At 33.1% G+C, this 24,913-nt stretch carries 25 protein-coding genes; 12 read left to right on the top strand and 13 right to left on the bottom strand.

The window, feature by feature from the left end; genetic code table 11:
• The first annotated feature begins 105 nt into the window (after window positions 1–105).
• The 3 genes from ACXAHM_RS20910 to ACXAHM_RS20900 all read left to right on the top strand — a co-directional run bounded on the left by ACXAHM_RS20910 (window position 106) and on the right by ACXAHM_RS20900 (window position 2,668).
• On the top strand, window positions 106–804 hold the full coding sequence (locus ACXAHM_RS20910; RefSeq protein WP_474964292.1) for a porin family protein: 699 nt from the start codon (window positions 106–108) through the stop codon (window positions 802–804).
• 172 nt (window positions 805–976) lie between these two features.
• The gene (gene tsaE, locus ACXAHM_RS20905; protein WP_474964290.1) at window positions 977–1,414 is read left to right on the top strand and encodes a tRNA (adenosine(37)-N6)-threonylcarbamoyltransferase complex ATPase subunit type 1 TsaE; all 438 of its coding nucleotides are present in this window, start codon (window positions 977–979) and stop codon (window positions 1,412–1,414) included.
• Between the two features lie 21 nt (window positions 1,415–1,435).
• On the top strand, window positions 1,436–2,668 hold the full coding sequence (locus ACXAHM_RS20900; RefSeq protein WP_474964286.1) for an alanine dehydrogenase: 1,233 nt from the start codon (window positions 1,436–1,438) through the stop codon (window positions 2,666–2,668).
• 73 nt (window positions 2,669–2,741) lie between these two features.
• On the opposite strand, the gene ACXAHM_RS20895 is transcribed toward ACXAHM_RS20900, so the two are convergent.
• Complete coding sequence (locus tag ACXAHM_RS20895) at window positions 2,742–3,155, bottom strand: GNAT family N-acetyltransferase (protein ID WP_474964283.1); 414 nt, start codon at window positions 3,153–3,155, stop codon at window positions 2,742–2,744.
• A 46-nt stretch (window positions 3,156–3,201) separates the two neighbouring features.
• Complete coding sequence (locus ACXAHM_RS20890; protein WP_474964279.1) at window positions 3,202–3,843, bottom strand: hypothetical protein; 642 nt, start codon at window positions 3,841–3,843, stop codon at window positions 3,202–3,204.
• 75 nt (window positions 3,844–3,918) lie between these two features.
• On the opposite strand from ACXAHM_RS20890, the gene ACXAHM_RS20885 reads away from it, so the two are divergent.
• Entirely contained in the window at window positions 3,919–4,422 is a 504-nt protein-coding gene (locus tag ACXAHM_RS20885) for a DUF4112 domain-containing protein (protein WP_474964275.1), read from the top strand.
• 1 nt (window position 4,423) lies between these two features.
• Here the strand turns inward: ACXAHM_RS20885 and ACXAHM_RS20880 are convergent, their stop codons facing one another.
• The 3 genes from ACXAHM_RS20880 to miaB all read right to left on the bottom strand — a co-directional run bounded on the left by ACXAHM_RS20880 (window position 4,424) and on the right by miaB (window position 7,895).
• A complete protein-coding gene (locus tag ACXAHM_RS20880; protein WP_474964272.1) occupies window positions 4,424–5,047 on the bottom strand; it encodes an RloB family protein in 624 nt (207 codons plus the stop codon).
• Window positions 5,037–6,317 carry an AAA family ATPase gene (locus ACXAHM_RS20875; protein ID WP_474964268.1) on the bottom strand — a complete coding sequence of 427 codons (1,281 nt, stop codon included), beginning with the start codon at window positions 6,315–6,317 and terminating at the stop codon, window positions 5,037–5,039. The genes ACXAHM_RS20880 and ACXAHM_RS20875 overlap by 11 nt, the downstream gene beginning before the upstream one ends.
• A 102-nt stretch (window positions 6,318–6,419) precedes the next feature.
• A complete protein-coding gene (miaB, locus tag ACXAHM_RS20870) occupies window positions 6,420–7,895 on the bottom strand; it encodes a tRNA (N6-isopentenyl adenosine(37)-C2)-methylthiotransferase MiaB (protein ID WP_474964264.1) in 1,476 nt (491 codons plus the stop codon).
• Between the two features lie 417 nt (window positions 7,896–8,312).
• On the opposite strand from miaB, the gene ACXAHM_RS20865 reads away from it, so the two are divergent.
• The 4 genes from ACXAHM_RS20865 to ACXAHM_RS20850 all read left to right on the top strand — a co-directional run bounded on the left by ACXAHM_RS20865 (window position 8,313) and on the right by ACXAHM_RS20850 (window position 14,932).
• The gene (locus ACXAHM_RS20865; RefSeq protein ID WP_474964261.1) at window positions 8,313–10,901 is read left to right on the top strand and encodes a DUF5916 domain-containing protein; all 2,589 of its coding nucleotides are present in this window, start codon (window positions 8,313–8,315) and stop codon (window positions 10,899–10,901) included.
• Between the two features lie 294 nt (window positions 10,902–11,195).
• On the top strand, window positions 11,196–12,746 hold the full coding sequence (locus tag ACXAHM_RS20860; RefSeq protein WP_474964258.1) for an AAA family ATPase: 1,551 nt from the start codon (window positions 11,196–11,198) through the stop codon (window positions 12,744–12,746).
• Complete coding sequence (locus tag ACXAHM_RS20855; RefSeq protein ID WP_474964254.1) at window positions 12,736–14,223, top strand: VWA domain-containing protein; 1,488 nt, start codon at window positions 12,736–12,738, stop codon at window positions 14,221–14,223. Before ACXAHM_RS20860 ends, ACXAHM_RS20855 begins: the two co-directional genes overlap by 11 nt.
• Window positions 14,224–14,377: 154 nt before the next feature.
• Complete coding sequence (locus ACXAHM_RS20850) at window positions 14,378–14,932, top strand: glycoside hydrolase family 73 protein (protein WP_474964250.1); 555 nt, start codon at window positions 14,378–14,380, stop codon at window positions 14,930–14,932.
• Between the two features lie 29 nt (window positions 14,933–14,961).
• Here ACXAHM_RS20850 and rnpA read toward each other — a convergent pair whose 3' ends face one another.
• The 8 genes from rnpA to ACXAHM_RS20810 all read right to left on the bottom strand — a co-directional run bounded on the left by rnpA (window position 14,962) and on the right by ACXAHM_RS20810 (window position 19,465).
• The gene (rnpA, locus tag ACXAHM_RS20845) at window positions 14,962–15,393 is read right to left on the bottom strand and encodes a ribonuclease P protein component (protein ID WP_474964248.1); all 432 of its coding nucleotides are present in this window, start codon (window positions 15,391–15,393) and stop codon (window positions 14,962–14,964) included.
• Between the two features lie 142 nt (window positions 15,394–15,535).
• The gene (locus ACXAHM_RS20840; protein WP_256380344.1) at window positions 15,536–15,658 is read right to left on the bottom strand and encodes a hypothetical protein; all 123 of its coding nucleotides are present in this window, start codon (window positions 15,656–15,658) and stop codon (window positions 15,536–15,538) included.
• A gap of 50 nt (window positions 15,659–15,708) precedes the next feature.
• The gene (gene rpmH / locus ACXAHM_RS20835) at window positions 15,709–15,867 is read right to left on the bottom strand and encodes a 50S ribosomal protein L34 (RefSeq protein ID WP_062619986.1); all 159 of its coding nucleotides are present in this window, start codon (window positions 15,865–15,867) and stop codon (window positions 15,709–15,711) included.
• A gap of 405 nt (window positions 15,868–16,272) precedes the next feature.
• Window positions 16,273–16,911, bottom strand: a complete 639-nt coding sequence (locus ACXAHM_RS20830; RefSeq protein WP_474964243.1) for a LysE family translocator — start codon at window positions 16,909–16,911, stop codon at window positions 16,273–16,275.
• An 80-nt stretch (window positions 16,912–16,991) separates the two neighbouring features.
• Window positions 16,992–17,606: a deoxynucleoside kinase gene (locus ACXAHM_RS20825; RefSeq protein WP_474964240.1), complete on the bottom strand. Its 615-nt coding sequence runs from the start codon at window positions 17,604–17,606 to the stop codon at window positions 16,992–16,994.
• A 121-nt stretch (window positions 17,607–17,727) separates the two neighbouring features.
• Window positions 17,728–18,351, bottom strand: coding sequence for a deoxynucleoside kinase (locus ACXAHM_RS20820; protein ID WP_474964236.1), 624 nt, complete (start codon window positions 18,349–18,351; stop codon window positions 17,728–17,730).
• A gap of 42 nt (window positions 18,352–18,393) precedes the next feature.
• Window positions 18,394–19,023: a deoxynucleoside kinase gene (locus ACXAHM_RS20815; RefSeq protein ID WP_474964233.1), complete on the bottom strand. Its 630-nt coding sequence runs from the start codon at window positions 19,021–19,023 to the stop codon at window positions 18,394–18,396.
• Window positions 19,024–19,186: 163 nt separating this feature from the next.
• A complete protein-coding gene (locus ACXAHM_RS20810) occupies window positions 19,187–19,465 on the bottom strand; it encodes a hypothetical protein (RefSeq protein ID WP_474964229.1) in 279 nt (92 codons plus the stop codon).
• A 432-nt stretch (window positions 19,466–19,897) separates the two neighbouring features.
• Here ACXAHM_RS20810 and lpdA point away from each other — a divergent pair, with 432 nt between their 5' ends.
• From lpdA to ACXAHM_RS20790, 4 genes are all read left to right on the top strand, one after another.
• A complete protein-coding gene (gene lpdA / locus ACXAHM_RS20805) occupies window positions 19,898–21,301 on the top strand; it encodes a dihydrolipoyl dehydrogenase (RefSeq protein ID WP_474964224.1) in 1,404 nt (467 codons plus the stop codon).
• Between the two features lie 535 nt (window positions 21,302–21,836).
• A complete protein-coding gene (locus ACXAHM_RS20800; protein WP_474964220.1) occupies window positions 21,837–22,031 on the top strand; it encodes a DUF1656 domain-containing protein in 195 nt (64 codons plus the stop codon).
• Entirely contained in the window at window positions 22,031–22,945 is a 915-nt protein-coding gene (locus ACXAHM_RS20795; RefSeq protein WP_474964217.1) for an HlyD family secretion protein, read from the top strand. The genes ACXAHM_RS20800 and ACXAHM_RS20795 overlap by 1 nt, the downstream gene beginning before the upstream one ends.
• Complete coding sequence (locus ACXAHM_RS20790) at window positions 22,929–24,908, top strand: FUSC family protein (protein WP_474964214.1); 1,980 nt, start codon at window positions 22,929–22,931, stop codon at window positions 24,906–24,908. Before ACXAHM_RS20795 ends, ACXAHM_RS20790 begins: the two co-directional genes overlap by 17 nt.
• Window positions 24,909–24,913: the final 5 nt, after the last annotated feature.

The following is a 24,913-nucleotide window of genomic DNA, read 5'->3' as shown; positions in this document are numbered from 1 at the left end:
AGTAAAGCATTATCGTTTTACAATTTATTTTTTTATCAAAAAAATGCATATTAGGTTATCTTTGACATAGATATTCAAGTGTCTTTTTAATTTACTCTTTATATAATGAAAAAAATTATTCTTCTATTCTGTTCAATACTTTTCAGTAGTACCCTTTTTGGACAAGGAACAGGAATTCCTGGCAACTTTTATTTAGATTTTGGTGTGACGATGTGGCAAGATGACAAAGGATTAGAATTGGAATCTCAGTCTCGCTCTATCTCATTGGCTTACATGTATGAACTGGTATTGGATACGAATGGACAATTTACCTTTAATCCTGGTATTGGTTATACAGCTGACAATTACTTTTTTAGAGATGGTATTACAATTACAAATAATGGTGATAATGCAGTACCAGTAGCTGCAAATAGTATTTACCCAATGAACACTTTTAGAAAAAGTAAATTAGTGGGTAATTATATTGATATTCCTCTAGAGTTTAGGTTTAGAACTCATCCTGGAAGAAATGCATTCCGCGTTGCTTTTGGTGCAAAATTTAGTGTATTAGTAGATAGTCACACCAAGGTAAAGTATGAGGATCAAAATAACAGTGTTCGTTCTTCTAAAGACAAAGGTGATTTTTATATGAATCGTTTTAAAGGTGGTTTAGTGGGTAGACTAGGTTATGGATGGATTAATTTCTTCTGTTATTATGGTCTAACAGATACTTTCCAAGATGATAAACTTTTAGATACTTCAGGAAATGCATTTGAAGGTGTAGATCGTCCAATTACAGTTGGTATTACAATTTCTAATTTCTAGAAATTCAAAAAATATGTTATTGAAGGCTATTTCAATTTAGGTTGAGATAGCCTTTTCTATTTTATTGATTTATATAATATTCTGAAGAAACTGTCTAGAAAAAGAATTATTTGAATAAATTCGTCTTATAACCTATACTTTTAAATGGTCAAATGATTTATATTTACTGATAATGAGTTCAAAAGAATTAAAAATTACGACGAACAGTATTGATGATGTATCGTCAGCCGCTCAAGAAATTCTTTCATTTACAGAAGGCCAATCAAAGGTATGGCTTTTTTATGGTGAAATGGGAGCAGGTAAGACCACTCTAATAAAGAGTATATGTGATTGCCTTGGCGTTCTAGACCATGTAAATAGTCCAACTTTTGCTTTAGTAAATGAATATATGACTGATCAAGCTGATACTATTTATCATTTTGACATGTACAGAATCAAAGACCCTTCTGAGGCCTATGATATAGGTTTTGAAGAATATTTATATAGTGGAAATTTATGCTTAATCGAATGGCCATCTAAAGTTGAAAGATTGCTGCCTGATGATTGTGTAGAAATTGACATTAAAGCATTGGATGAAAATTCTAGAGAAATTACGATTAGATTAGTTTAAACTTATTCTTTAAGATTAAAAATGGGCAAGCAACGCGAAGGCTTTGAGAGAGCCACAGAAAGTTATTCTCAATTCCACCCTCAGGAGGTCATGGAAGGTCCTGTTCATAAAAAAGGAACACCTTTAAAAATTGGACTTCCTAAGGAACTTGATCCAGATGAAAAAAGGTGTGCACTACGACCTGGAGCTGTTTCAATATTAGTAAACAACGGTGTTGAAGTTCTTGTAGAAACAAATACAGGCAAACACGTCAATCATTTAGATCAAGAATATGCGGATGCTGGAGCTACTATTGTTTATTCACATAAAGAAGCAATGGAAGCTGATTTAGTTATTAAAATAGCCTCTCCAACAGTAGAAGAAATCTCTTTTATGAAAAAAAATAAAGCCATTATTTCGGCTATTCATATGAGAGATATTCAGAAGGATGTTCTTTTATCATTAAATAAAAAGAAGATCACTGCTCTAGGTTTTGAATTAATTGAAGATAAAGTTGGTGGCTTACCTTTAGTACGAGCAATGAGTGAAATTGCGGGTAGTACAGTCATGTTAATTGCTGCTGAATATTTGAGTAGTTACAATGGAGGAAAAGGTATTATTTTAGGTGGAATCACTGGTGTACCTCCTTCAAAAGTTGTTATTCTCGGTGCCGGTACTGTTGCTGAATATGCTGCAAGAAATGCTATCGGCATGGGAGCTGAAGTAAAGGTATTTGATAATGCTATTTATAAATTACGTCGTCTAAAAAAGGAATTAGGTTTACCTCATTTGTTTACTTCTGCATTTGATAGCACTTCTATACAAGAAGCATTAAGTAGAGCTGATATAGTCATAGGAGCCGTTCATACACATGGATCTAGAACGCCATCTATTGTTACAGAAGAAATGGTAGCTAGTATGAGGGAAAATTCTATCATTATCGATGTTTGTATAGATCAAGGTGGTTGTTTTGAGACTTCAGAACCTACTAATCATCGTCACCCTGTTTACAAAAAACATGGTGTTATTCATTATTGTGTACCAAACATCGCCTCTAGAGTTTCAAGAACTGCTACAGCTGCCATTAGTAATATCTTCACGACAATCTTGATGAAATTAAATGATGAAGGGAATGTTGACACTATGATGAGAAGACATCCTTGGTTTACAAAGGGAGTATATACTTATAAAGGTTGTGTTACTAATCAAATGATTTCCGAAAAATTTGATTTACCATTAAAAAATCTTGATTTAATTTTAGCGGCAGGAATATAGAAGAATTAAAAATGAAAAAAAGAAGAGTTAAGAACTGATTTTTATTCATTCTTAACTCTTCTTTTTAATTCAATTAAAGTTGTTTTTCCATTCGAACAAACAGAATTCCTTTTCTTACAAAAGAGGTATCTGTCTGTTGTAGGCCTTCTCTCTCGTATAATATCGTTGCTGTAGCTCGTGCATTACACCAAAGTAATTGTGCCCCACTTTCTTTTGCTACTTTAATAACATGTTTCAAAAGAATACTTCCATATCCTTTTCCTTGTTGTTCAATAAGAGTAGCAAATTTCCTGAATTGTACATTTTTATCTGCATCCATAAATAATGAAATAACAGACGTTAATTGCTCTTCCACAAACAACCCCAAATGTTGTCCTTTATCGTCATCAGGAATTTTGACATAGGATAATGGTTCATTAGGCCACATCACTTTATGTCTAATTCCCCATGTTTGAGGGGCTGAAATTTCTTTAATTTCAATCTTCATACTTATAGTGAGCTTTCCTCACTCTTCTCTACATTTATTCTAATGCCTAAAAGGCAAATTCAACTCTAATCACCCAAGGAGAGCTATAATAAGAATCTTCATCAAATGTAACATCATACAATGCAATGATATTAACACCTCCTTTTTTACCAACACCTTGTGAAATACCACCTCCAATCAATACTTGGTCTCTCCATTCAGAGCCACTTACTTTTTCACCTGAAAAATTGATGTATTCATAATTATTACTAAAACCATAGTATTCTACTTGAGGGAAAAGTCTTAATCCATCTTTTACATCAATCATATACCTTGCAAAAGGACGAATACCATAATTATTTTCTTTGTATTCATAATCTTTTCTTTTGAAGTATTCGTAAACAAATCCAACACCTACCTGGAAGTTTGGTGTAACCATATATCCAACCATAGGTAAAATTGAAAACTGAGAGTATAAATTAGAAAAGCCAAAACCTAATCCTCCACCAAAGAACATTTTATCTTTAAGAGGCTTATCGCTGTGTTTTTTTTGTTTAAATGCATCAACATCAGAATCTGATGGCTTTTTATATTCTGATTGTTCTTTTGTTTTTGTTGAATCTTCTACATAATTATACACTTGAGCATGTACTGATGAACAAATAATTATTGACAATAAAAGAGTCAGTGATGTTAGGATTTTTTTCATGTTTAGTATTATTTCTATTTTTATTCAAAATAACGAAATTTATTCAAATACACACATTCAAATAAACTATCTGTAATGATGACAAATAAAACTCTTCAATATACAGAAGATCCTTCATTTAAAACTTTGACAAAAATCAGCAAAGTTATGGATGAGGCCATTAGAATTCCAGGAACCAAGATTACTATTGGCTTAGATCCTATCGTTGGTTTAGTTCCAGGTATTGGAGATACTTTATCTATAATAATCTCAGGAATTTCACTTTATACTGTGGCTAGAAATGGTGTTCCTCCAAGATTAATTATGGCTATGACTTTTAATCTAATTATTGATTATCTCGTTGGATTGATCCCACTTGCTGGAGATTTTATTGATCTTTTTTATAAGGCCAACCGTAATAATGTCAAACTTTTAGTTAACTATTATGAAAAAAATCCAGAAGCCATTGCACAAGTACAGAAAAGCTCCTCGGGGTTAATTGTCTTTGCTACACTAATGTTTCTAATCATTTTAGGTGTAATTGGAATTTGTTTTTATTTCATTCGTCTCATTATCTTCCAAAGTATGGGATGGGAATAAATTAAAGTTCTAATAAATACTCTACCAATTGATATACATTAGTATATGGTTCTCTTTCATGAAATTTATAGTGAGAATTAACACCATTTATATAGGATTGTTCTAAATTTTTGGCACGTTGAATTGCTATGGGTGTAAATTCTTTGAGGTTCTGATAATTTTTACCATTCTTATGGTACCGAGTTATATGATTTTGCTGAATATGCTTGATCAACATTCCGCATTTTGTAAAATGTTGGTTAGGATTTAAATCTTCATAATGGAGTAAAAACCAAAGTTCAAAACAAATGTTTGAGATGATTATTTCAATGTTGTTTTCATAAGCCATTTGCATCACATCTTCTATATGTTTATGAAAGTCACGATCGAAAACTAACCAAATTGTTTCATAGGGATTTCCTTTAACTATTGCTCTTTTTTTCTTCACAATAGCTTCTCTAACTAAACCTAAAGGACTATGGCTTTTAGGTTGATATACTTCAATATCAACGGCCGTTAAAACTCTTCTTTTATGCCCGTCATGTTTTAAACTATTAAAATAATTTGGTTCTGTTTTGGCTCCTTCACAAAGAATTAAGACTCGTTGTCGGAGTGATCGAGTTTTATCTTTTCTTCTATTCCTCATGATCAGGTGAATTGAATTCGAAGTCTAAAGCCATTTGATTGATAGAAGGTGTCCCCCCAAACTTTCCTGTAAGATACCATTCTTCTAGTGGAAGTTCTTTTTTCAAATTAGGTATATCTGAAACTGATGAAATTTCAGTCACTCCTTCTTCAGATCTTTCAGAAATAAATATTTGATCAAAACGGAATAATTGATCATTTAGTAATGAAGCGTCATGAGTAGAAAATAAAAGCTGAGCCCTTTTGGGATTTGTTTTCGGATTATGAAATAGTTTGATTAAGGCTCTTGTCAAATGAGGGTGCATACTTTGATCCAGTTCATCAATCGCTAGTGTATCCCCTGCCTCTAAAACTCTTAATATTAATCCTCCTAAGGCTACAAGTTTTCTAGTACCGATGGACTCTTCTTTTAAATCAAATGTAATTGGTGGATCATCTGAAAGAGCTGTTTTATGTATTGTTTTTATTTGATATCTCCTTCTTCCTTCAAAAAGGCCCATAAGCTCACTGTCTTCTTGAAGTACTTTAATTCCCACTACACCTGTATCAGCGTGTCTTACAAGTTGTGATAAATTTTTCAAGAATCTCTTCGATTCATCTTTTACAATATGTTTGGCAATACCTTGTAATAAAGCATCATCATATACTGATCGATAAAGAATATATGCCCTTAAATGATTTTGGAAGAATTGCCATGGTGGAATTAATTGATCTAAACCTAATTGTGCTCCTTTTGATAATAGTAATTGGTAAGGTAAAACATGTCTTGCGATAGTTTGCTTATCACCTTTTAATTTCTTTCCAAAAGTTGTGAGTTCGCCTTCTTTTCTTTCAAAAAACTTAACTCTTCTAGATTTAGGATATGCATATAAAGCCTCATGCGTTACTTGATCAACATCTCGAGACATTTCATATTCGTATTGAATACCATCATTTGCGATAAAACGGATATAAAAATCAGTAGGTAACTCTCTCGATAATCTATCCAATCGAAAAGGAACATAAGCCTTTGCACCTTCACCAATAGCACTTTCATGTCCTTCTTGAACCATTACCGTTAAAGCTTCTATTGCTCTCAATAAATTACTCTTTCCGGAAGCATTCGCTCCAAAAACAACTGCAGTGGCTAATGTTTCAGTTTGTTTATAATTTGGATGAATAAGCAAACGACTTTCAGCTCCTACTTTTCTTACTCTTCCTGAAGGCAATAAAGAAAGAACTTGTTCATCTTTGATGGATCTAAAATTGGTAACTGAAAATTCTATTAGCATAATATAAAGGCTATAATTTATGCATAATAAATTACAAAAAATAAGGTATAAAACATTGAAGCCTTATACCTTATCTTGAATAATTAATAAAGAAATATCGAATTAATCTATAATTTCTCCTAAAAGAGTACCACCAGTACAATCATGAATTTTCACTGTAACATATTCTCCTAATTTCGCATTACCTTTAGGGAAAACAACCACTTTATTGTGTGAGTTTCTTCCTTGGAAATGCTCTTTAGAACGCTTAGAGTATCCATCAATCAATACTTTTTGTACTTCTCCTACATTCATTTTATTTCGTTCTGTTGAATGTTGTCTTTGAAGCGTTACAATTTCTTGTAATCTACGTTTTTTGACTTCCAATGGAATATCATCTTCAAATTTCTTCTCTGCTAATGTTCCTGGTCGTTCTGAGTAGTAGAACATGTAACTATAATCAAACTTGACATACTCCATTAACGATAAAGTATCTTGATGTTCTTCTTCTGTTTCAGTACAGAAACCAGCAATCATATCAGATGATAAACCACAATCATTACCGAATACCTCACGAACTTTATCAATTCTATTGATATACCACTCACGATCATAAGTACGGTTCATGATATCCAATACTCTTGAGTTACCTGACTGAACTGGCAAGTGAATGAAGTTACAGATGTTTTCATATTTCTTCATTGTATAAAGAACCTCATCTGTAAAATCTTTAGGATGTGAAGTAGAAAAACGAACTCTTAATTCAGGTGAAACCTCAGCTACCATTCTTAAAAGTTGGGCAAAGCTAACAATTTCAACATCCTCTTCATTACGTTCTTTTTTCTCTAAACGTGCTTTATTATTCTCTTCATCAGACCACTTGTATGAATCTACATTTTGTCCTAAAAGAGTCACTTCTTTATATCCTTGATCGAATAATTCTTGTGCTTCTTTTACGATTGAATGTGGATCTCTACTTCTTTCTCTACCTCTTGTAAAAGGTACTACACAGAAAGAACACATATTATCGCATCCTCTCATAATTGAAATCATGGCAGAGATACCATTTGAATTCAATCTTACAGGAGCAATATCAGCATAAGTCTCATCTCTTGACAAGAATACATTGACGCCTTTATCACCATCATCAACATCACCAACTAATTTAGGAAGATCACGATAAGAATCTGGTCCAGCCACGATATCTACCATTTTTTCTTCTTCTAATAATTGTGTTTTCAAACGTTCAGCCATACAACCAAGAACTCCAATGATCATTCCTGGCTTGCTTTTTTTCACTCTATTGAAAACTCTCAAACGTTGACGTACTGTTTGTTCTGCTTTATCACGGATTGAACATGTATTTAAAAATACAAGATCAGCTTCTTCAATATCTGAAGTAGTTCCGAAATTGTTTTTTTGCATAACTGATGCTACAATTTCAGAATCCGAGAAGTTCATTTGACAACCGTAGCTCTCAATATACAACTTACGCTGTCCTTCTTGGGCAGTATTTTCAGTGACTTTTACCTCACATGAAACTGCTTTTTCATCCACTTGTTCACCAACAAGATTGATGTCTTTGATCAAATCGCTCATTACTTTGGAATTTAAGACAGAAGGTTGAGGATTTTCAGTCCTCCTAGTTCTGAGCTTAATCTAAATTTTCAAATTAATTGAACATAAAAAGTTAATAGTAAGCATTTTGAAATACTTCATATTCAACTCAAAATATCTTTATTTTTTCAGCTTCAAATAAAGCTGACTGCAAAATTAATATATGTATTGAGAAGTATCAATTTTGTTTACAAATGATTGACTTTCAACACTATTTAGAATGAGTATAAAGAAGGAGTTTGAAGAATAGCATTCACTAAAACTTTGAATTATGATATTTTCGATAATAAAAGTTAATAGTTTAATCAATCATAAAATTTAGTATGATAATTTAGTTAACATTATATAATGACATTGTTTAAAAAATGTAAAATTATCAAATTGACGCCTTATAAATAAATGAATAAACTACTAAGTACTAACGTGAATATCTTTTCCAACCAATTCTTACTTACCCTACTACTTTGTATCTTCATCACAACTACTACGAAAGCGCAACATTCTTTACAGCGGATGAATATACATGCATGGGCAGCAAATGAATCACCTAAAATTGATGGTGATTTAAGTGATGCCATTTGGTCAGATCCTTTACACATGAGTAATCTTACTGCTAGTGCAAATGATCATGTCTATAATGGTGATCCTGCAAAATATATTTCTGAAGGATTTTTTATTCAAAATTCTCCAAATAACAATCAACCATCTGTATTCAAATCTAGAGTACAAGTTGCCTATGATGATTATGCTATTTATGTGGCTGCTCAATTGTATGATCCTGCTCCAGATTCCATAAGAACAAATATGGGTGCGAGAGATTCAGGAGGTAATGGTGCTGATTTTTTTGTCGCTTCTTTTGACACTTATAACACGCAGCAAGATGCTTTCGAGTTTGTTGTTAGTGCTTCTGGTGTACAAAGTGATCGCAGGCAAGGTACTTCCGGTTGGGATCCTAATTGGAATGAAGTATGGTCTAGTGCTGTAAAAGTAAATGATGAAGGTTGGGCCGTAGAAATGGCTATTCCTTATAGAGCATTAAGAATGCCTGATTCTAAAGAACAAATATGGGGTTTAAACTTTGCAAGGGTCATTTCTCGAAGGGGAGAAACTTCTTATTGGAGTAGAATTGATGCCAATAAAGCAGGCTATGTAAATCAATTTGGTACATTACGTGGTATCTATGATGTAAAACCACCACTCCGTTTAACTTTATCTCCTTACATCAGTAATGTGATGGTCAACAAACAAGGAAGTGATAAAGTTGCCAATACATTTTCTGGAGGTGCTGATTTAAAATTAGGATTGGGACAAAGTTTTACTTTAGATGTTAGTTTGGTTCCTGATTTCTCACAAGTACAAGCCGATAATGAAGTATTAAATCTTTCTGCCTACGAAGTACAGTATGGAGAATTTAGAGAGTTTTTTACACAAGGTACATCCATCTTTAATAAATGGGGACAATTATATTCAAGAAGAATTGGTCAAAGCCATCATTCTCCAAATGACGATTTACTTCAAGAAAATGAAGAATATATATTTTCTCCTTCTGACGCTCCATTGATTAATTCCATCAAGTTAACGGGTATCACTGAAAAGGGCTTAGGAATTGGCATTCTAAATTCAATTACCAATGAAAGTTTTGCGATTATTGAAGATTCTATTACTGGTGAAACAAGAGAAGTAAAAGTTGACCCTATCACAAACTTCAATATGATTTCAGTTGAACAAAGTTTACCGAACAACTCTAAAATTGGTTTTATGAATACCAATGTAATGAGAGGTAGTAATCATAAAAATGCCAATGTTACTTCTGGAGAATTTAACTTATATGATAGGTCAAATACTTACAGAATTAGAGGTTTTGGCGCGCTCTCTCAAGAATATCATCCAGAAAACAATAATTCTAGTGAAGAGCAAAAATTAACTACTTTAGGTCACAGAATTTATGTTGGAGGAGGAAAAGAAAGTGGACTTTGGAGATACTATTTATCTTCAAATATAGAATCAGATACATATAATCCTAATGACATGGGCTTCAATGGTTCTAATAATGAAATTAGTCTTTATGGAAATACATCTTTTAATGTATTCAAACCAAAAGGTATCTATCAACGTTTTTGGACAAGAATAGGATATAATGAAAAATGGTTATATGCTCCAAGAAAATATATGTCAAGAAATGCTTGGGTGGATGGATATATGTTATTCAATAACTTTTGGAATGTTCGAATGGACTTAAATGTTCAACCTGGTATTACTTATGATTACTTTGGACCAAGAGAAGAAGGTTATCAGTTTAAACAATATCCTTCAGATTGGGGTGGAATAACAATCAATTCCGATAACAGGCAGAAGTATTCTGTTAGCTTTAGAACTAGTTATTGGCAAAGACAACATTTTAATCAATTTGATAGCTACTACAGGTACGGTCAAACATATCGTGCATCTGACAAATGGGATATTAATCATACTATTTCGTGGAATAACCAAAGTAATGAAAAAGGTTATGCAACTACTGAAAAAGATGATAATGATAACGTTGAAAATGTTATTTATGGGAATAGAAATGTATCTACATTAGAAAATAATTTCTGGACTCAATATACATTTACACCAAAAATGTTTGTCAAGTTTCGACTACGTCATTATTGGAGACAAGTCGCATACAATGAATTTTATGACCTTTCTCAAGAGGGCGATTTAATGGAATCTGATTACACTGATATCAATGAAGATGGAGAGAAAGAGCACGATACAAATTACAATACTTTCAACATGGAGTTGTCCTACAGCTGGGAATTTTTACCTGGTAGTTTTGTAACGGCAATGTGGAGAAATCAATTAGGTTCATCCTCTCATAATACAGATTTGAACTTTAATGAAAATATAAATGAAATGTGGAAAGAAGCTCAAGTAAATACTCTTTCTGTTCGATTAATGTATTTCTTGGATTATCAACAAGTTAAAAAAAGCTTTACAAGAATTTAATATTTCTTCTTCTTACTAGAATAAATAGTCCTCACCTAGTTTTTATTAATTAGGTGAGTTTTTTTATTCTTTATTTTAAGATAACACTCTATAATTTTTGGCAATAACTCCTAAAAAGTGTTTTAAATCACCTATTTCTTAACCTTTAAACTTTAATTTTCTCCGTATATAAAATAAAAGTCTCCTTTTTGTATAGAAAAAAAGGTATAAATTGAGAGGCCTTTTAAACAGCATGTCAAAAACAGCCTGCAGTTTTATCAGAATTGAAAATTATTTTATCTCATATATTAACAGATGAACGAACTAGCAACAGTAGCTTATGATGTAAGAAAGCGTTCTAAAGATTTGCTTTCTTTATTAGGTGAAGGCCTTCATGAAAAAGAAGATGTACTCTCGTTGGCATTACTTAGTGCTATAGCAGGAGAAAGTATATTTATGTTGGGCCCTCCCGGTGTTGGTAAAAGTATGATTGCTCGTCGTTTGAAATATGCATTCAAAGGGGGAGATTCATTCGAATACCTAATGAATCGATTCAGTACTCCTGACGAAATTTTTGGTCCTATTTCTATTTCAAAATTAAGTAAAGAAGATAAATATGAACGTCTTACAGACAATTATCTTCCAGGATCTTCTGTTGTCTTTTTAGATGAGATATGGAAAGCAGGCCCTTCTATTCAAAATGCTCTTTTGACTGTTCTTAATGAAAAAGTTTTTAGAAATGGTGAACAAGAAATTGAGGTAAAAGTTCATGCATTACTTTCTGCATCAAACGAACTTCCAGCCAAAGGAGAAGGTCTTGAAGCCATATGGGACCGTTTTCTAGTGCGTGTCTATGTCGATAGAATTATTGATGAACAAAAGTTCTTTGACATGATCACTTCTTCAAAATTAACGAATCCTATAGTTAGTGAGGAATTAAAATTTGATGAAACTGAGGTAGACGAATGGAGTCTTATGATTGATTCTGTAAAAGTCCCTCAAGAAGTATTAAGTGTCATTTCTATTGTTAGAAAATATATTGAACGTTTTAATCAATCCAATGAATCTGATACGGAACAAAATATCTATGTATCTGATCGTCGATGGCATAAAATCGTTCGCCTGATCCGTACTTCTGCTTTTATGAATGGTAGAGAAAGAGTAGATCTTTCAGATTGTTTCCTAATTGCAAACTGTATATGGCATTCACCTGAACAAATTGACATGGTGAGACAATGGGTAACTCGTGCCATTCAAAAATATGGTTGGAGTGCAAAATATAGTATGGAGACAGTCTACTCTCAATTGGAAACTTTTACGAATGATGTAGAAGATAAAACCAAAGAAGAGAAAGAACTTTACATGGAAGCTCCTACTCTAGTGGATGGTGAATATCACATTATTGAAGGATTTTCAAGTTTAAATAACCGAATCTTAGCAGATGATTTTGCAATGTTAGGAAGAGGTGCTTCAGAAGTCAATTTGTATACAACTACTGGAAGAAGCGAGAATTTTAATATTGGTAAAATATCTGATACAGAAATTGAGGTACGTATCGGACACGATTATCATAAGTATAAATTAAAATCTTCTAAAGAACATCGAATTGGCAAAGTCTCTAAGTCAATCACTGAAGAAGTAAAACTACAATTAAATAAAGAAGCCGACCTACTATTAAATTATTTAGATAAAATTTCGCATGAAATTGAAGAAGTAAGACATAGTAGAGAGGAAGGTGTTGGTAAGAATATTTTCCTTTCGGAAAACTGGAGATCATTAATTGATGAAAGTTTAAATGATTTATGGAAATTAGTCTTGAATTATAAGCTTCAAACAGAAAAACTAAAACGTAGCTATGGAGGTTAAAACGTCCTTTGAAGAGATTGAGAAATTTAAAATGTTTTCTTCTTTGGGTGAACCTGAAGACCGTGAGGTTTTAGCACATTATTTATCTGAAATCGCAAAAGGTCATCAACCTGAGATATTAAACTCTAATTTTTCGGATATGGCTTTAGGGTATAAAGATATTATTGATGATATCTTGAATACTCCTGGTTTAAAAGCATCGATTCATAGACATACTTCTCTTCGTGAACATGTGATCAAAGAGATTGTAACGCACATTGAGGGAATTGCAGAAACTACAAAGACAGTTCCTCATATTGAACGTCAAAAAAAACGTCTTAGCTTACCATTTGGAATGCGTTCTGGAAATGCAAAAGGTGACAAAGGCACTAATTCCAAAGGCATAATGAATAAGCTGATGGAAACGATGCGAAAAATATTGAGTGGTAAAACACAAAAGCGTCAGGATAGTCTTCGAAAAAAATTAAGCGACAACGCCAAAAAATTCAATAAATCACAAAATCTGGTGAGCCAATTAATGGATCATTTAGGTTTAGGTTTTGAAAAGGCAAAAGGTAAATGGCAATCAACAGGATTTGAAATTTTATCAAAGTATGATCGATTACTTGAAGATGAAGCAATGCTTAAAGACCTTGTCGATTTATTGGGTCGTTATGCCAGTGCAGAATTAGAAGAGGAAAGAGAACAATTAGAAGAGATCACCATCAAACCTTTTAGAAGAACTTTTACACATGGAAAAGAATCTCTAATTGGTGTACACGAAAGTGATGATCTTTCACAAATTCTTCCTGCTGAAACTGCTTTATTAGGTAATGAGGATACAGAGATGATTTTCTACAAAAAATTTGTAGAGCATAAGCTCCAAACTTTTGAATTAAAAGCTGAAAATCATCCACCAAGAAAAGATGAAGGTACGCAAAAACAAAAGGTGAGTAATAAAGAAGAGGTCATGGGACCAATGATTCTTTGTATAGACACAAGTGCTTCTATGCTTGGTAAACCCGAACAAATTGCCAAAACACTTTGTTTTGCTATGATGAAGTTAGCCTTAGAAAATAAAAGAAAATGCCTTTTATTTTCATTTGGTGCAACAGAAGAAGAAATCAAAAAAATTGACCTTAGTAACCTTCACAATGGTTTAGAACCACTTATTGAGTTTTTATCAATGTCATTTAGTGCGGGAACAAATGCCGGTCCTGCACTAAGAACTGCGATTGAAGCCATGCAATCGGATGATTATCGAAAGGCAGACCTTATGCTTATTACAGATGGAAAAATTCCTCCTTTTGATACGCCTTTGTTGCATAAACTTAGAAAAGCTCAATCAAAAGACAGTCGCTTCTTTGCTGTTACATTTGGCCCTGAAAATGCTCCTGAATTAAAGCCTTTTGATGTTGTCTGGAAATATAGAGCAAGTAAAAAAGATAGTTTAAAAGAGTTCGCCCGAAAAATTAAGAAATTCAGAAGAAAAAAATAAAACACTCATTATAAGTGTTTTACATTATATATTTATCGTTAACTAAAGTTAATATTGATTTTACTTTTAATTAGTAATACATTTGGTCTAGTGACACTCTATTCACTAGACTATTTTTTTACCAATTTTTTAGAACTTCCTATACATCTTTTCTATGACCTTAACACGAAAGATGTTTCTGATTTTGGCTTTACTTACTATCTTCTTTACTTCATTTACAGAAAACGTATTCCATAATCGAAACACAAACGCGACCAACTCAAGCAGACTAACCTACAAAGAATATGTAGCTTCATATGGTTTTTATGCAGTACAATCCATGAAGAAATATAAGATTCCTGCAAGTATAATTATTGCACAAGGAATGTTAGAATCTTCTTATGGTAATAGCTCTTTATCAAGAGTATCTAATAATCATTTTGGAATCAAATGTGGTGAATCTTGGAATGGCTACAGTATCAAACATGATGATGATAAAGCACAAGAATGTTTTAGAGTATATGCATGTGTAAAAGATTCTTATTTAGATCATGGTCAATTTTTAGCAAGTAGACCTTGGTATATTCCTCTATTTAAACTTGAAGTAAGAGATTACAAGAAATGGGCAATTGGATTACAAAATGCCGGATATGCCACTGATCCAACTTATGCCAATAAATTAATTACATTGATAGAAAGATATCAACTCTATCAATTAGACTATATGTAATAAAAAAATCTACGGAGGGGTAATGAAAATTACTCCTCTTCTTTTTTTGGAGGGAGGACAACTTCCGTTAATCGATAAAGAGCTGCTTTCATTTTTCTTTCGATAAAAGCATAAGGTTCCTTTTTCCTTGAAACATAAATAAAAGCAATACTTTCTATTCTTGCTTCTGGATTATCAAGGTTCAGAATACCCTTATTTAATCGATAGCTCTCTTTTAGTTGTCTTTTGATTCTATTCCTATCTGCAGCGTGTTTAAAGCCACGCTTCGAGACTGAGAACAAAACTTGAGGAGGGACAGATGAATTTTCTAAATCATCTGATAAAGTATAATACACTTTACAAGGAAATACAAATACAGATTTCCCTTTTGAGAACATTTTATCAATGTCACTCTTACTTTTTAAATGTTCAGACTTGGGGAAAGTCGAATTCTCAAAAGTTGGTAAAGGTGCGGACTTCATAAAATTTTGGATAAAAAAAAAGTGAAGGTTCGATGCAGTTGCTGCCGCCGAACCTTCAGCTCTTATTTCTTTGTGCGGGCTTCCGCGGGGTACCTGAGCACCCCGCAGAGACGCTTAGATAAAAGCTGCAGACTTATGTCAATTAAGCGTTAGCGGCAGCTTTTTGTTTTTTTGCAACAAGGCGCTCAGCTTTTTGCACTTGGCCTTTGTTGTAATTCAATTTGTCTTGATTTTTCAAGATCTTTTTTGCGATACGAGTTTTCATCACAATAATTTTTTTAGTGTTCTGAAACACACCCTACTTTAGGGTGCTATCTAGGCCTTATGTTTTCTTGAATCAGAAACTGTAAGGCTCTTTCTTCCTTTTTTTCTTCTCGCTGCAAGAACGTTACGTCCGTTTGCTGTTAGCATACGTTGACGGAAACCATGCTTGTTTCTTCTCTTGCGGTTCGAAGGTTGAAATGTTCTTTTCATCGTACTGTGTAAGATTAGAATTTTTCGGCTTGCAAAAGTAAGCATACTTCTGCTAAACTACAAGCCAAATTTAGCTGACTATCACTATATTTCAATGAAATACACTGTTTTTTCAAAAGTATTAACAGCATTAACATTTAAAAAGTGCCTTTTGAGTCCCAGAATTTTGAGATTTCACACGTTTAAGCAGTCTTTACTGTCAGTGATATACCTTTAAAAATCAACACTATAGAAAACTATAGTATTCATTGTCTTTCGTAATCATCAGTATAATTCGGTTGCAAAGATAAACTATTTACTTGGGCTTTCCTTTTTTATTTCTGAAATATTCTCCGAAAGAAGAACTTATTCACATTTAATCTATCTCATTTACAGTAATCTACTAGTTATCAACAAAGTTGTGAGCTATTTTTTAGAAAAAGCGACTTTTATCCCCATTAATATGAAAATTACACCTGAAAATCTATTCATTAATATCTTAAACTGTGGATTACTTTTAATTTTTGTTGAAAACCCGGCTGACAATAAAGTTATAAACATAAACCACAACACACCAATTAAGGCATAAGTAACTCCTAATAATAAAAATGGAACGGTATCTTGAATTTTTTCAGGTTGAATAAATTGTGGAAAAAATGACAGAAAAAATAAAGCAACTTTAGGATTGAAGACATTTGTGATTAGTCCACTCATAAAATGTTGATAACTTTTCTTTTTTCTTGATTCGGTTTGTACCACTTCTGTCTTATCAACTTCTTTTGTAAAAATACTTTTTAATCCTAAATAAATAAGATACCCAGCTCCTAAATATTTTATTACCTCAAAAGCTAAAGATGATTGTGCTAACAGCCATGATAAACCTAATGAAGCAAATAAGGTATGTACTAATACTCCTGCATTAATTCCCATAGTTGATAACACACCAGCTTTCTTGCCATGTGATAAAGATTTATTTAACACAAACATGGTATCTATTCCTGGAGTGGCTATAAATAATAGTGCAGCAATAATAAATGCTTCGAAATGTATAATTCCTGTTTCCATTGGTCTATCATATTTAAATAAAAAAAGAAGGCTTTGATTTTATCATTAAAACCAAAGCCTTCTTTATAATTTTTTTTGCTTTATTTTTCTATGCTCAGCATGTCGTCAATTTTCTCTACAATTTTATAGAAGTCAGCATTTTCTTCTACAAAATCATGTTCAGACATTTTGATACGTAACAGAGGTCCCTCATAAGTATCGATCCATTCATTATAAAGCTTATTTAAGTTGTTTAAATACTCTTCTGGAATCGTTTTCTCATAACTTCTACCTCTTTTAAGTATCTGAGCTTTTAGACGATCTAAATCTGTGTCTAGATATATTAATAAGTCAGGCTTCGGCAATTGGGAAGATAAGGAGGAGAATAATTTCCAATAAGATTCAAAATCTCTATCATCCATTTGTCCTGAAACATGCAAATTTCTAGCGAAGATGTGTGCGTTTTCCTCAAATGATCTATCCTGAATAATAGGCATTCCAGTAGCATTAATATCTAACATCTGCTGAAAGCTATTATCTAAGAATCTCACTTGAGTATGAAAAGCCCATCTTTTCATATCGTCATAAAAATCTTCTAGATAAGGATTATCCGCTGTACTTTCAAATTCTGCTTTCCATCCGAAATGTTCAGAAAGCATCTTTGTAAGTGTCGTTTTGCCTGACCCAATATTTCCTGCTATCGCTACGTATTGCATATACTAACCAACCCTTATGATAAAAGGTATATTTTTAAGATTACTAAGTGTTTGAACAAATAAAAAGTGTCTGTCATTTAGATAACAAACACTCCTTCGTCTTTGTTATTTCTATTAAGACTTATACACGAGCTTTTGATGCTTGTAACTCTGCATCAATGTTAGCTACAATTTGTTCAAAATGTTCTTCATGCTCTACAAAGTCTAAATCTTCCATATCAATGATCAATAATTTACCTTGATCATAGTTAGAAATCCACTCTTCGTAAAAATCATTAAGACCTGTTAAATAAGCTCTAGAGATACTTTGTTCGTATTCTCTACCACGCTTTCTGATATGATCTAATAATTGTGGTACACTAGTTCTCAAATAGATTAATAAATCTGGAGCAGGTGCATGATCAGCTACTGAAGAAAAAACAGCTTGGAATACTTCATTATCACGATCAGATAAATGACCATCAAGGTTTAATTGACGAGCGAAGATATGTGCATCTTCATACAAAGATCTGTCTTGGATAATTGGAGTATGTGTTTTTGAAACTTCCATCACCTGACGAAAACGACTATTTAAGAAGTAAATTTGAAGAGGAAATGCCCATCTTGACATATCGTCATAAAAATCTTCTAAATACGGGTTATCATCAGCACTTTCGTATCTTGGTTCCCAACCAAAATGTTCAGCAAGTTTACCTGTAAGCGTTGTTTTTCCACTACCGATGTTTCCGGCTATAGCTATATACATTCGATAAAAATATTTTCAGTTTAGACTTAAAACAAAAGAGGATTAGGCAAGAGTACCTACATTTTTACGGATACGCATTGCTGATTCGATAGCAGATGCGATTCTTTCAAAATCATTAGGGTTATTTACGATATCTACATCATTGACATCTACAACAAGAAGACCTCCTTTTTCATAGTTTGAGATCCACTCTTCATACAACTCATTTAAGTTTTGTAGATATTCTTCTGGGATAGTTTGTTCGTATTCTCTACCTCTCTTTTGAATATTCGCTTTTAGTTTCTTTATATCTGCTCTTAAATAGATTAAGAGATGAGGAGGATTCGCTTTTGCTTCATATAGCTTTGATAATGCAGAGTAATTTTCAAAATCACGTTGGTGCATTAATCCAGAGCGACGAAGGTTTTCAGTAAATACATATGTTCCTTCATATAAACTACGATCCTGAATCACCGGGTTATCAACTGTAGCGTCTTGTACTTGCTCAAAACGGTGGTTTAAGAAATATGTTTGTAAGTGAAAAGCCCACTTTTCCATATCCTCATAAAAATCCTCTAAATAAGGATTGTTGCTTGTACTTTCATACAGCGCTCTCCAACCAAAGCGTTCTGATAACAAACGTGTTAAAGTGGTTTTACCACATCCGATGTTTCCGGCTATTGCAATATACATGAAAAATGATTTCTGAAGTAATGAAGTTTAACGAAATAGATCTACATGATCCGTTATCGTTTTGCAAATATATAGTTTTTATTTTCGCTTCTATAGACTTAGATATAGAAAGCTTGTTAATAGACTACTCAACAATTATTAATGACTGATTTTCAGCAGAATACTATTTAAAAATAGTGATTAGAAGTACAACTATTCCTACTAGAATAGCCGCACGAATTAGGATAGGTTTACGCTCTGTACTTCTACTTCTCTCTCTTGAAAATGAGATACTTCTACGTACACCTTCAGCGCTTTCTTCTTTATCTTTTTCAGTTTTAGAGTACTTGTCATACAAGGCCTGCATTCTAGCATCTCTTTCTTCTTTTTCTGCATCATAGTATCGAGGGGTGAAATCGAAAGTTCTATGTTGCAACAATTTAAAAAATGCTCCTCTTTTCATTTTAAACTCTTTTGACTGATAATTTACTATTTTTTCGACGCCTTGTCAAAAACTATATGGAAATATAACAAGGGCCTAATTACAAAAGTAAAGAAACTTTATTGCATTTAACTACTTGATTTTATTTTGTTTAGATACAAATGCTTCTTATTTAATTTTTTTAGGAGGTTCAAGAAATTTTAAAATTTCACTAATCACTCATTTTGAAGAAGGTAAGTTTACATTTTGAGTATTTTAAAGGCATAAATACTATAAAGATTCATTCAAACACTATAAAATTTCATTAAAATTTATACTCACTTGACATTTATATAGAAAGTGAACCCCCTCAACGTTTTTATTTTATTTACGAACCTTTATTTTTGTGTGGGAATTTTTACGAAATTGCCACTCAAACAGAAAAACGAAAAATTATATTATAACATTTTAAGTATGTCAGCAACAAAATTTGACCTGATCGTCATCGGTAGTGGACCTGGTGGATATGTAGCAGCAATCCGTGCATCTCAACTAGGTAAAAAAGTAGCCGTAGTAGAGAAAGCAGAACTAGGTGGTATCTGTCTTAACTGGGGATGTATCCCTACAAAAGCACTTTTAAAGAGTGGTCAGGTATTCCAATACATTAACCATGCAAAAGACTATGGTATTAATGTAGGTGAAGCTGAAGCGGACTTCGGTGCAATGGTACAAAGAAGCCGTGGTGTAGCTGCTGGTATGAGTAAAGGTGTTGAGTTCTTAATCAAGAAGAACAAGATTGAAAAACTTTTAGGTTTCGGTAAATTAGTAGGACCTAAGCAAGTTGAAGTTACTGATGCTGAAGGTAAGGCTACAGTATATGACGCTGACAGCATTATCCTTGCTACTGGTGGTAGAGCAAAACAACTTCCTCATATCAAAATTGATGGCGAAAAAGTAATTGGATACCGTCAAGCAATGACTTTACCTAAACAACCTAAGAAAATGGTAGTTATGGGTTCTGGTGCTATCGGTGTTGAGTTTGCTTATTTCTATAACTCAATCGGTACTGAAGTAACTGTTGTTGAATACTTACCGCGCATCGTACCTAACGAAGATGCTGATGTTTCTAAAGAATTAGAGCGTAACTTCAAAAAACAAGGTATCAATGTAATGACTAACGCAGCTGTTCAGTCTGTTGATACTTCTGGAGAAGGTTGTGTAGTTAAAATCACTGACAACAAAAAAGGTAAAGAAACTACTATCGAGTGTGATGTAGTGCTTTCTGCTGTTGGTGTTGAGACAAACTTAGAAGGTATCGGTCTTGAGGAAGTTGGTGTTGCTCATGACAAAGGTAAAGTTTTAGTAAACGATTACTACCAAACTAATATTCCTTCTGTATATGCAATCGGTGATATCGTTCACGGTCCTGCATTAGCTCACGTAGCTTCTCATGAAGGTATTATCTGTGTTGAGAAAATCGCAGGTATGTCTCCAGAGCCAATGAACTACGGTAACATCCCAGGCTGTACTTACACAGTTCCTGAAGTTGCATCAGTTGGTATGACTGAAGAGCAAGCAAAAGAAGCTGGTTATGAAATCAAAGTGGGTAAATTCCCATTCTCTGCTTCAGGTAAAGCATCTGCTGCTGGTCATAAAGAAGGTTTCGTTAAAGTGATCTTTGACGCGAAGTATGGTGAGTGGTTAGGTTGCCATATGATTGGTTCTAACGTTACTGAAATGATTGCTGAAGCAGTTGTTGCTCGTAAATTAGAAGTAACTGGTCACGAAATCATCACTGCGGTTCACCCTCACCCAACATTATCTGAAGCGGTAATGGAGGCTGCGGCATTAGCATATGACGAGTGTATCCACTTATAAGATATAAGGATTAACCTTCGGGTTGATTTTATTGAAGCCATCAGGAGCGAAAGCTTTTGATGGCTTTTTTTATACATACTATGTTCTTCATTCTTAACTTTTCATTCTTCATTCGTTCTTGTGGTTCGTGAGACACCATAAATGGTGCCTCTACGGAGTAGTACTTTTAACCAGAATTAAAACTAATAGTTATAATTAAAGTAATTTATTGGTTAAAAAACATAAAATTACAAGGTTACATAACTTTTTGTTATATATATTAATTTTTAGTGTTAGCTACCCTGCCCTAAACTCTCTACTTTTGTATTGTTCTCGAAAGAGAAAAAATCAAAAACGATCATACTATAAATAAAAAAATGATGACTACTCAATCTAATTTAACGATCACTCACTTGCGCCTTAAATCTTATCACATTGCATTATCAAATGCTTTAAGATAATCTCATTAAGCCCTTCATTGATTCTCAATTCTGAGAACAAAAGTGATTTCAAATCACGAAAGACTTTATTGCTAATCAATCAAAACTATACAACAATGCCTGATTTTATATTTAGAGGTTTACTCTTCTCTACATTATTCATCAACTGTTTGATGGGACTGTTATTCGCTACAGTTGTGATGTATATCCTAAATAGGCTAAATGTATATCGCTTTATTTTCTTCCGAGGGCTGTTCAACATATGTTTAATTCTCACATGTATTTACATAGTGACATTGATATTCAAATAATGGTCAAGAAAATTACAAAAATAGCGATTGTAGCCTTGGTACTCACAGGAGCATTCTTTATCGTCCGATCGCTTTATCACTTTTATATTATTACACCATGGACAAGAGATGGTAGAATCAGAACTGATGTGGTGGAAGTTTCTCCTTTCTTAACGAATAAAATAGATTCTGTTTATGTTTCAGAAAATCAATTGGTAGAGGCTGGTGACACACTTTTCACACAAGAAATTGAAGATTATCAAATTGCTTTAAGAGATGAAAAAGCGACACTTTCTTTACTTTGGATCAAAACTCAACGTGCTAAAGGTGATTATAAAAGACGTGCAAGCATGAATCATAGAGGTGTTAGTGCTGAAGAGGTTTTTGATATGAAATATGCCTATGAAGAAGCTAAAGCAAGTTACAACAAACAAAAAATCATTGTTGATAAAGCGAAATTGGATTTGGAAAGAATTGCAACGGTAGCTCCTTGCAGTGGATACATCACTAATATCAGTAAGTTCAAAGGAGATATCGTTTCACATAGTTCTAGAGTAATGTCGTTAGTCGATCTAAAAAAGACATACATCTATGGATACTTCTTGGAGACTCAAATTCAAAATATCAAGCCGGGTAGTGAAGTTAAAATCGAACTTATGGCTTATCCTGATCAGATTTTCAAAGGACATGTTCAGCAGATTGCGAAAGGTATTTCAGATTATAGCAATACTTCTGATGATGGTGGTTTGCATAAGGTAACACCAACTTTCGAATGGGTACGATTGGCACAACGTATTCCAGTCATGATTACAATCGATGAAATCCCTCAAGATATAAAACTAACAGTTGGGATGACCGCTACACTTATTATTGAATCTCAAGACACAGAAGAAAGTTTCTTCTTAAAAATCAATCTAGATGACTTCCTCGAATAATTTCAAATTGCGATACATACTCACTGTCTATATTGCAGTGATATTAGTACAGTGGGTCACAATGAGATCTGATCTTGCTTCGGCAGAAACGGCTGTTACTTCAGTACTTTCAGTACTTCAATTTTCTAGAGGTACGATCTTCCATAAATCTAAACTTCGTGCAGCAGGTAATTTAATTGCTGCAACGGCTGCTCTAACATTATTCGGTGCTTTTGGACAAATCACTCCTGTTTTCTTAACAACTATCGGTCTTTGGCTATTCTTTGTCATTTTCGTTGGAGGCTTAGGAAATCAAAATAACATTTACATGTTTAGAAACTCAGGTTATACTGCCATGATTGTCATTAAAAACGTGATTGGTACATACACTGTAGATGCTTTTGATTATGCTTTACATCGTGTATTAGATATTTGGACTGGTATTATCTGTGCTTTATTTGTAGCTGAAATATTACTTCAACCTAATTTCAAAAAGAAACTAACCGTTGCTTACGATAAAACATTAAATGAGCTTTCGGGTCTGACAAAAAGAATCACGAATAGTTATCATAAAGAAAATGAACCTTTCGATAGAACATCTTTAAGAAACTTATCTCCTATTATTTCTTCTTTATCAAAATTAGAAAATGAGATACGTAGTGAGCACTTCTTTAATCATCATGAGATTAATTTAAATAGAGAATTTATTGCTGCTATTTATTCGATCAGAGAACGTCTTTCATTCTTGTCATTTCAAATGAAAAATAAACATGAGCACGATTTAAAAAACAGTGAAAGTTTACAACAATATTTAGATGAATTCTCTGCTGATATTGCTCAAGCACTTACAGATTGTAAGGATATGCAACTAAATGAAATCAAAAGTTATTTTGCTGTTTTAGAACAGAAGTATGCAGATACAAAAGGAGAGTTTAGTTCGGTCAACTTAGTAGGTGTCATTCAAGATCTAGAAAGATTAATGTCTGTAAGAAGTGACATAATCAGTAGTAAAAGAGAGTATAAAGATCCTCCAAAACGTAAAGTAATACACCACATCAGTTATAGTGTTTTGGCAAGAAGAGGTATCCGCTCTATGACAGCCTTAGCTATTGCTTCTCTTGTTTGGTATTTAACTGGCGTTGAAAAAGGTGGTTATTTATTGACTTACTCAGTGCTTTACACTACACTTTATGGAGGTGAAAATCCTAAAAGTATGGCTATAAGAAATACATTAGGTATGTTTTTAGGTATCTGTTTAGGTTTTATTTATTCCTTTTACATCATTCCTCATATGGATGGTTTCTTAATGTTGGCAATTTCACAAATACCATTAATTGTCATCTTAGGATTATTAAAAACAACACCGTGGACCAACGGTATGAGTACTAGTTGTGGTGTTGTAGCGTATAACCTTCTCCCCATTACCAACTTAAGCAACTATAGTTTAGAATACTTCTTAAACATTGCAACGGCTGCAGCCATTGCGGCATTCATTATTGCTTTCTGTTTGACATGTGTTTTTCCTGAAAAATCATCTGTCGTCAAAAGGAGCATTTTCACCAAAGTCTATGAAGATGCCATCAAAGAATTGGGTACCTTTTCAAAAAACCTTCATTCTTTCGAAAGTATAATGTCAGATCGAATCAGTCAGATATGGAGTACTTTTCCTAAAGGTGACCAACGTTTCGAGATGTCAAGAGAGATGTTTAATATCTCTATGATTATCAAAACGTACAATGAACTGAACGTCCACTTTGGTAGTCATCCTCTTGAAAAATGCAGAAAATTAATTCAACAACACTTTATCGATTGTAAAAAGAAAAAAATACATCATTCAACTCCAAAAATAGAACTAGACGCAGTAGCTATAACATTAAATGAACGACTTCCAGAAATCACAGATAGCAAAGAACGTTTAGCGGTAGAATTAAAATCAGAGTATCTCGTCTACCTACTCAAATTATTAAAAAATCCTAGTTATTAATCGCT

This window comes from Flammeovirga sp. AWQ4_249 (assembly GCF_056161045.1).
The sequence above is the reverse complement of the archived record's forward strand: the minus strand, read 5'-3'. Positions and strand labels throughout refer to the sequence as shown.

Coding starts and splice junctions, on each gene's coding strand:
- ACXAHM_RS20910 (WP_474964292.1), top strand. CDS start 106: ATGAAAAAAATTATTCTTCTATTCTGTTCAATACTTTTCAGTAGTACC.
- tsaE (WP_474964290.1), top strand. CDS start 977: ATGAGTTCAAAAGAATTAAAAATTACGACGAACAGTATTGATGATGTA.
- ACXAHM_RS20900 (WP_474964286.1), top strand. CDS start 1,436: ATGGGCAAGCAACGCGAAGGCTTTGAGAGAGCCACAGAAAGTTATTCT.
- ACXAHM_RS20895 (WP_474964283.1), bottom strand. CDS start 3,155: ATGAAGATTGAAATTAAAGAAATTTCAGCCCCTCAAACATGGGGAATT.
- ACXAHM_RS20890 (WP_474964279.1), bottom strand. CDS start 3,843: ATGAAAAAAATCCTAACATCACTGACTCTTTTATTGTCAATAATTATT.
- ACXAHM_RS20885 (WP_474964275.1), top strand. CDS start 3,919: ATGATGACAAATAAAACTCTTCAATATACAGAAGATCCTTCATTTAAA.
- ACXAHM_RS20880 (WP_474964272.1), bottom strand. CDS start 5,047: ATGAGGAATAGAAGAAAAGATAAAACTCGATCACTCCGACAACGAGTC.
- ACXAHM_RS20875 (WP_474964268.1), bottom strand. CDS start 6,317: ATGCTAATAGAATTTTCAGTTACCAATTTTAGATCCATCAAAGATGAA.
- miaB (WP_474964264.1), bottom strand. CDS start 7,895: ATGAGCGATTTGATCAAAGACATCAATCTTGTTGGTGAACAAGTGGAT.
- ACXAHM_RS20865 (WP_474964261.1), top strand. CDS start 8,313: ATGAATAAACTACTAAGTACTAACGTGAATATCTTTTCCAACCAATTC.
- ACXAHM_RS20860 (WP_474964258.1), top strand. CDS start 11,196: ATGAACGAACTAGCAACAGTAGCTTATGATGTAAGAAAGCGTTCTAAA.
- ACXAHM_RS20855 (WP_474964254.1), top strand. CDS start 12,736: ATGGAGGTTAAAACGTCCTTTGAAGAGATTGAGAAATTTAAAATGTTT.
- ACXAHM_RS20850 (WP_474964250.1), top strand. CDS start 14,378: ATGACCTTAACACGAAAGATGTTTCTGATTTTGGCTTTACTTACTATC.
- rnpA (WP_474964248.1), bottom strand. CDS start 15,393: ATGAAGTCCGCACCTTTACCAACTTTTGAGAATTCGACTTTCCCCAAG.
- ACXAHM_RS20840 (WP_256380344.1), bottom strand. CDS start 15,658: ATGAAAACTCGTATCGCAAAAAAGATCTTGAAAAATCAAGACAAATTG.
- rpmH (WP_062619986.1), bottom strand. CDS start 15,867: ATGAAAAGAACATTTCAACCTTCGAACCGCAAGAGAAGAAACAAGCAT.
- ACXAHM_RS20830 (WP_474964243.1), bottom strand. CDS start 16,911: ATGGAAACAGGAATTATACATTTCGAAGCATTTATTATTGCTGCACTA.
- ACXAHM_RS20825 (WP_474964240.1), bottom strand. CDS start 17,606: ATGCAATACGTAGCGATAGCAGGAAATATTGGGTCAGGCAAAACGACA.
- ACXAHM_RS20820 (WP_474964236.1), bottom strand. CDS start 18,351: ATGTATATAGCTATAGCCGGAAACATCGGTAGTGGAAAAACAACGCTT.
- ACXAHM_RS20815 (WP_474964233.1), bottom strand. CDS start 19,023: ATGTATATTGCAATAGCCGGAAACATCGGATGTGGTAAAACCACTTTA.
- ACXAHM_RS20810 (WP_474964229.1), bottom strand. CDS start 19,465: ATGAAAAGAGGAGCATTTTTTAAATTGTTGCAACATAGAACTTTCGAT.
- lpdA (WP_474964224.1), top strand. CDS start 19,898: ATGTCAGCAACAAAATTTGACCTGATCGTCATCGGTAGTGGACCTGGT.
- ACXAHM_RS20800 (WP_474964220.1), top strand. CDS start 21,837: ATGCCTGATTTTATATTTAGAGGTTTACTCTTCTCTACATTATTCATC.
- ACXAHM_RS20795 (WP_474964217.1), top strand. CDS start 22,031: ATGGTCAAGAAAATTACAAAAATAGCGATTGTAGCCTTGGTACTCACA.
- ACXAHM_RS20790 (WP_474964214.1), top strand. CDS start 22,929: ATGACTTCCTCGAATAATTTCAAATTGCGATACATACTCACTGTCTAT.